This is a genomic window from Paenibacillus algorifonticola (assembly GCF_000971975.1).
In the GTDB taxonomy this organism is placed as follows: domain Bacteria; phylum Bacillota; class Bacilli; order Paenibacillales; family Paenibacillaceae; genus Pristimantibacillus; species Pristimantibacillus algorifonticola.
In genome coordinates this window covers 1-7,047 of record NZ_LAQO01000073.1, presented here as the reverse complement: position 1 = coordinate 7,047, position 7,047 = coordinate 1, and the positions used below count along the sequence as shown (strand labels likewise).

Sequence of the window (7,047 nt, the reverse complement as noted above, 5' to 3'; positions counted from 1 at the left end):
TTTTGTGCGCAAATTTCGATGCTACAGAAAGTTATGAAGATTCAGAGAACATTTATGCAACGCTAGTGGGGATGCAACTTATTGTGAGAGATATGATAAACTAAAAAGGCGCCTAAAATGGAGTATAGACCAAGATCTAAGGGAATAACCTCCTTAGTTAAAGAGAATAGCGGGCTTTTAAATAAAAGAAATTCTTTGGTATAGTAAGCCTAAAAAGGAACAGGAGGGGAGTTAAATAACTTATATAGCTGTCCAGTTCTATTATAAGGTTCACAGAGAAGTCTCAGACTTAGAACTAAGAACCGTTGTAGAAAATCGGGAGATGTATCTATATAAGGAGAGGATCGTAACAAAATATCATGAGTTTCGGATTGAAGAGGTTTTCGATTTATCTTATAAGGTTATAGGAGGGAACGAAGGTTTTCTCTATCTACACACCAGTCAAGGCGTTTTTTCATATATGGTTTCCGCAGATCCACAGGCCTTTATTGAAGCTTATAAGAAATTGGTTCTTTCTTGACAGGCTGAATGATTCTTACATATTCTCTAGGCCCGAATGGATGGTAATCATTTATTGTATTCATACGGAAGCTAGTGGAATAGATGAAGTACGAGTCTATATCAGGCACTCGGTCCCTTTTATAAGAGTGATCCTCAATCAACCTGAAATTTCCAATCCAGCCGATTAGGATTATGAGTGTAAACAGGATAGTTGAAACGGTTATTTTACGCGTTAGCAGTGGAATCAACTCCTTTTCTTAGTAATAAGTAATCCCCTATTGCTTTACGTTTCATTCATGGAGGCCACGCTCTTATAAAGGTTTCTTTTGACAAGAACGGTATGGGAAGCTATAATATGAAAAGCAAATAAACCAATTTAATAATAGCTTTAACCGGAGGAGCCTGCCAACAGCGGGCTCTTTTTGCGTTTTTTCCTTTTTTCATGAAAACGGACTAACATTCAATGAAGTTTGGAAATGCTAAATGGGTGAACTAATTATGTCGTTAAGGAGGATGAAAATTGTCAGTATTGCATTTCATTATTATTTTGCCTTTTATTTTTGCGTTAATCTGTCCATTTTTGTATAAAATAAAGCCGCGGTTACATACCGGTTGGTTTGTTATACCCGTACCAATTGTCATATTCGGATACTTTCTGGGGTGCATGCCAGAACTCCAGAAGGGGGAGGCACTAACCGCGGAGGTACCGTGGATACCTTCTCTTGGCATTAATATCACCTTGTATGTAGACGGGCTTAGCTTGTTGTTTGCCCTTCTTATCTCAGGTATTGGAGCGCTGGTCGTTCTTTATTCCATCTTTTATTTGAACAAAACAAAAGAAGCACTCGGACAATTTTACTTTTATTTGCTGCTATTCATGGGGGCCATGCTCGGGGTTGTTTTATCCGATAACCTTATCGTGCTGTACGGTTTCTGGGAGTTGACAAGCATTTCGTCCTTTTTATTGATCGCATTTTGGCATCAAAAGAAGAAATCGCTCTACGGCGCTTTGAAATCCATGCTTATTACTGTTTTTGGTGGATTGGCCATGCTAAGCGGCTTTGTATTGATCTACATCATGACAGATACTTTCAGTATTAGAACAATTGTCTCAAATGTAGATCGAATAGCAGATCATAGCCTGTTCGTTCCCGCCATGCTACTTGTTCTGTTAGGTGCCTTTACCAAATCTGCCCAGTTTCCCTTTCATATCTGGCTACCGGATGCGATGGAAGCTCCTACACCAGTAAGTGCTTATTTGCATTCCGCAACGATGGTTAAAGCAGGTCTATATTTAGTGGCACGGCTTAGTCCGGTCTTCGCTGGAGAAGCCGGCTGGTTTTGGCTGGTGTCCACCTCGGGGATACTAACGCTGATCTATGGCTCGTATCGGGCACTGAAGCAGACGGATTTGAAATCCATGCTTGCTTTTTCCACAATAAGCCAACTGGGACTTATCATGAGCTTGCTTGGCCTCGGATCTGCTGCGGCAATATATTCGGGAACGGATGAGGCTTTGTTCTATGTGAAAGCGACTATGGCTGGAATTTTCCATCTTATCAATCATGCCATTTTTAAAGGTGCTTTGTTCATGGTGGTGGGAATCATCGACCATGAGACGGGAACGAGAAACATCCGTAAGCTTGGTGGCTTAATGTCGGTCATGCCTGTAACCTTTTCCATCGCGCTTATTGGAACTTTTTCAATGGCGGGATTACCGCCGTTTAATGGTTTCCTCAGCAAAGAGATGTTCTTCACAGCTGTACTGAACATCATGGAAATGGATGTACTCCATATGCAGTTTATAGGTATTATCTTCCCGATTATCGCCTGGATTGCGAGTATCTTCACGTTCATCTACAGCATGCTTTTGCTGTTCAGAACGTTCACTGGGGAGAAGAAGTTCGAACAACTGGCCAAAAAACCGCATGAAGCTCCGCTTGGTATGCTTCTATCGCCTGTCGTCCTAGCTTCGCTGGCTGTCGTATTTGGCCTGTTTCCTAATTTGTTGTCGTACACGCTAATTGCGCCTGCTATGGCAGCGATCCATCCTACCATGCTCCTTCCGGGACAGCAGTTCGATGTAGCCATTCATTTCTGGCATGGCTGGACACCTGAAATATTTATGACTATTGGTGTTGTTGCTATGGGAACTCTGTTCTACATGCTACATGAACGTTTAAAAGTACTGAATCAGCCGCTCTTTACTACGGTTAGCCTAAATCGTAGCTATGATGGCGGACTTAAGTTGTTGGATAAGGGAGCCAAAGGGCTAACTAACCGCTATATGACCGGCTCTAATCGTCATTACTTGATATATATCTTTATATTTTTGATTGTTTCCATTTCAATTACAATGAGCAATTCTGCAAATATCCGATTTGACTTTACGGAGTTTGCGCCTATGTCTGTATACGAAGCTGTTATTATTGGTGCGCTCATTGTATCCGTAATAGCTGTTCCGTTCGCTCGCAGCCGAATGATGGCCATTATATGGACGGGTTCTGCTGGCTATATGGTTACCTTGTTTTTCGTGATCTTTCGTGCACCGGATTTGGCATTGACCCAAATGATTGTCGAGACTGTTTCTGTAGCGTTGTTCCTTCTCTGCTTCTATCATTTACCCAAGCTTAAGAAAGAGTTAGTATCACTGCGCTTTAAACTATTAAACCTTATTGTTTCTCTTGGAGTAGGTGTTACCATGACTTTACTCGCATTGAGCGCAAGCAGCGAACGATCTTTCGAATCGATATCTGATTTCTTTATTAAGGAAAGCTATAACATGGCGGGTGGCAAAAATATCGTGAATGTCATTCTCGTAGATTTTCGGGGATTTGATACGTTACTTGAAATTACAGTGCTTGGCATTGCTTCGTATGGCATCTACGCCCTAATTAGATTGAAGCTCGAGCCAGAGGACACCTCTGTTGCCTCTGGTTTCTGGGAAAGCGGGAGTAAACTCCCTGTTAATGGGGCGCGGAGTAATGATGTGATCTTAAAAACAATAGCGAAGCTGGTTATTTTCATCATTTTGACCTTTTCCTTGTTTCTGTTTTTCTCTGGACATAATGAACCTGGTGGAGGCTTCATTGGGGGGCTTATGACAGCTGCTGCGTTCGTGCTTCTGGCAATGGCGTTTGGAATGAAAACCATTCGGGAAGTGATTCCAATCGATTTTCGGAAGGTGAGCGCTGTAGGTATTCTAGTTGCTTTATTGACCGGTATCGGTTCCTTCTTGTATGATGTGCCATTTCTCAGCCATACGTTCGGCTATCAGAACCTGCCACTGCTCGGACATAGCGAATTGGCAACAGCCATGCTGTTCGATTTGGGCGTCTATTTAACCGTAATTGGTATCACCATGACGATTATTCTGACAATAGGGAGGGATAAGTAAAGATGGAGCTCTATATGTCACTGGCAATCGGCGTGCTTTTTACAGTCGGTGTATATCTACTGCTGTCAAAAAGTCTGCTCCGTATCATACTGGGTACCTCGATTCTTACGCATGGCGTACATTTGCTCTTGCTTACCATGTCCCGTCTGAAAACAGGGGCTGCACCGCTACTAGGAGAGAAGGCAGCCTCTTATGTGGACCCTCTACCACAAGCGCTAATTCTAACATCAATTGTGATTAGCTTCGGTGTGACATCTTTTTTCTTTGTTCTCGCCTATAAGGCGTATCAGAAGCTAGGAACTGATGATATGGAGCAGCTAAGGGGGGAGCGCGATGAATAACTTACTGATCTTACCTCTTCTGATTCCTTTGTGTACAGCTGCGATTCTTATTTTTTTAAAAAATAATGTATCGATGCAAAAATGGCTCAGCGTTATCAGTATGTTGGCTACGACGATTTCAGCAGCAATCCTCTTGTGTCAAGTGAGGACGGATGGTATTCAGACCTTGTATATGGGAGGATGGCTCCCGCCCTACGGCATCGTATTTGTAGCGGATATGCTATCAGCGTTATTGGTATTGACGACCATGGTTGTTGGCTTTTTTTGTTTGTTATATTCTTTCGGCACAGTTGGCGAGCAGAGGGAGCGTTATTATTATTACCCTTTCTTTCAATTTCTGCTTGTAGGGGTAAATGGATCATTCTTGACTGGTGATCTGTTTAACCTGTTTGTCTGCTTCGAGGTCATGCTGATCTCCTCCTACGCGTTGATTGTCCTCGGAGGTACGAAGCGACAGCTGCGTGAAACACTGAAATATATGTTGATTAATATCTTATCTTCAACCTTATTCGTTGCGGCAGTTGCTTATTTATACGGTGTGGTTGGTACTCTTAATATGGCAGATCTATCGATAAGAGTAACGGAGATGGGGCAAGATGGGATATTAAATGTCATAGCCCTTCTATTCATGATCGTTTTTTCCTTAAAGGCAGGTTTATTTCTTTTCTATTGGCTTCCAGGATCTTATAGCGTACCGCCGGCAGCCGTATCCGCCTTATTCGGCGCCTTGTTAACGAAAGTCGGGATCTATGCGCTTCTTCGAACCTTTACACTCATCTTCTACCATGAACCAGGTGTTACCCACAGCTGGATGGCATGGATGGCAGCGGGGACAATGATCCTCGGCGCTTTGGGGGCGGTGGCTTATTCCGATGTACAGAAGATACTCAATTATAATGTCATTCTGTCAGTGGGCTTCATTGTTTTTGGGCTAGCAGTGGCATCTGATGATAGCGTGAATGGTGTTGTATTTTATCTCCTGCACGATATGATCGCCAAAGCGCTATTGTTTATATTGGCAGGCTTCATCGTGCAAGCAACTGGAACGAGCCAGCTGAAGGATATGGGAGGGATGATCAAGCGTCATCCGGCAATAGGGTGGATGTTCTTTATTACTGCACTTTCAGTTGCAGGTATTCCTCCTTTAAGCGGATTTACAGGTAAACTGCTTATCATACAAGGCGGATTGAAAGAGCAGTATTTCTGGTTAACAGCGATTTCCTTAGCTTCTAGCTTCATCGTGCTTTATTCGTTAGTTCGTTTATTCATGAAAGCTTTCTGGGGAGAAGAACAACTACAATCGAACCAAAATCCTCAATGGAAGGTTTCCAGAGGGAAGCTTGTATCCTCTGCTGCCTTGTGCATCATCATGATTATGATGGGACTAGGTTCGGAGTGGATATATGGATTCGTTTCGGAGGCTGGAAATACATTGATGAATCCACATTATTACATTGAAGCCGTGCTGAAGGAGTAGATGAGATGGCCATCCAACTATTGTTAAACCTAATCATTGCCTTCGTCTGGATGTTCTTATACAATGATTGGTCGACTCCAAGGTTTACAGTCGGTTACTTGATTGGAATCCTCAGTATAGGACTGTTTAGCCGCTTCTGGGCCCATGAATTTTATTTGAAGCGCTTCTGGGCCGTTGTTAAACTGCTAGCGTTATTTGCCAAAGAGCTGTTTATTTCCAGCTTCGTGGTCATGCTCCAAGTCATTCGGCCGCGGCTTTCGATTCGACCAGGGATATTTGCATACAAAACGGAGCTCAAGACAGATTGGGAAATTACTCTTTTGTCATGCTTAATATGCTTGACTCCGGGCACATTGACATTAGATGTATCTCGTGATGGGCAAACTCTCTATATTCATGCTATGGATATGGAAGATGAGGATGAGCTCTCGGCGCAAATTAAAGGTACTTTTGAAAAAGCGATTAGGGGGGTGACGAGATCGTGATGTCGAATCTACTGCTCTTATCCTTAGCTATATTGGCGCTCTCGATCGTAGGTAGCATGTATCGACTGCTCAGGGGACCTTCGATCTCCGATCGCGTTGCAGCGCTTGATTTGATCGGTGTCCTTCTGCTATCCATGATTGCGATCATATGCATGCTGCTGAAAACATTTGCGTACTTTGACATTATACTCGTAATAGGTATTCTGACCTTCATAGGTACGACCGCCTTTGCGAAGTATATAGAAAGAGGTGAAGTCATTGAAAGTGGAGATAATGGGCCAGATCGGTGAGATTCTGATAGGAATTGTTGTATTAGCGGGTGCTTTGATAAGCGGTTTGAGCGCTTTTGGCCTAGTTAGACTACCGGATGTCTATCTACGTTCACATGCTGCCACAAAGAGTGCAACACTAGGCGTGCTTTTTGTTTTAATCGGGGCCTTTCTCTATTTTTCCTTTTACCTAGAACATGTGAGCGCCAAATTACTGCTGGGGATCGTATTTGTATTTATAACTGCACCAGTAGCGGGTCATTTGAACGGTCGGGCGGCCTATCGTTCGGGTGTACCATTATGGAACCAGAGTGTAAAGGATGACTGGGCGCAGGAACTGAAGAAAGAGGAGAGCCAGTAAGAAATTACCGCCACTAGACAACTAAGGTTCGATGGTGGCGGATTTTATTGAACAGTGGTTCCTTCATTTTTCATGCCAATTTAGCATCTGCTAATTTATATGCCGTTATGGTGCACGCGATAATGGGAGGGATTATTTTTTAAGATGTATCTATTTAGCCCCCTAGAGAACTTGGACACTAAGAGAGTGTATGAAGTACACTACTAGTGACAGGGG

At 43.1% G+C, this 7,047-nt stretch carries 6 protein-coding genes; all 6 read left to right on the top strand.

Annotation, left to right across the window (positions count from 1 at the left end):
- The first annotated feature begins 1,021 nt into the window (after positions 1–1,021).
- The 6 genes from WH37_RS32855 to mnhG are packed head-to-tail and all read left to right on the top strand — an operon-like array spanning position 1,022 to position 6,831.
- A complete protein-coding gene (locus tag WH37_RS32855) occupies positions 1,022–3,898 on the top strand; it encodes a Na+/H+ antiporter subunit A (protein WP_046234890.1) in 2,877 nt (958 codons plus the stop codon).
- Between the two features lie 2 nt (positions 3,899–3,900).
- Positions 3,901–4,239: a Na(+)/H(+) antiporter subunit C gene (locus tag WH37_RS32850; protein WP_046234889.1), complete on the top strand. Its 339-nt coding sequence runs from the start codon at positions 3,901–3,903 to the stop codon at positions 4,237–4,239.
- Positions 4,232–5,716, top strand: a complete 1,485-nt coding sequence (locus WH37_RS32845; protein WP_046234888.1) for a Na+/H+ antiporter subunit D — start codon at positions 4,232–4,234, stop codon at positions 5,714–5,716. Before WH37_RS32850 ends, WH37_RS32845 begins: the two co-directional genes overlap by 8 nt.
- A gap of 5 nt (positions 5,717–5,721) precedes the next feature.
- Positions 5,722–6,201, top strand: a complete 480-nt coding sequence (locus tag WH37_RS32840; RefSeq protein ID WP_046234887.1) for a Na+/H+ antiporter subunit E — start codon at positions 5,722–5,724, stop codon at positions 6,199–6,201.
- Complete coding sequence (locus WH37_RS32835) at positions 6,198–6,491, top strand: Na(+)/H(+) antiporter subunit F1 (protein WP_046234886.1); 294 nt, start codon at positions 6,198–6,200, stop codon at positions 6,489–6,491. The genes WH37_RS32840 and WH37_RS32835 overlap by 4 nt, the downstream gene beginning before the upstream one ends.
- Positions 6,475–6,831 carry a monovalent cation/H(+) antiporter subunit G gene (gene mnhG / locus WH37_RS32830; protein WP_046234892.1) on the top strand — a complete coding sequence of 119 codons (357 nt, stop codon included), beginning with the start codon at positions 6,475–6,477 and terminating at the stop codon, positions 6,829–6,831. The genes WH37_RS32835 and mnhG overlap by 17 nt, the downstream gene beginning before the upstream one ends.
- Positions 6,832–7,047: the final 216 nt, after the last annotated feature.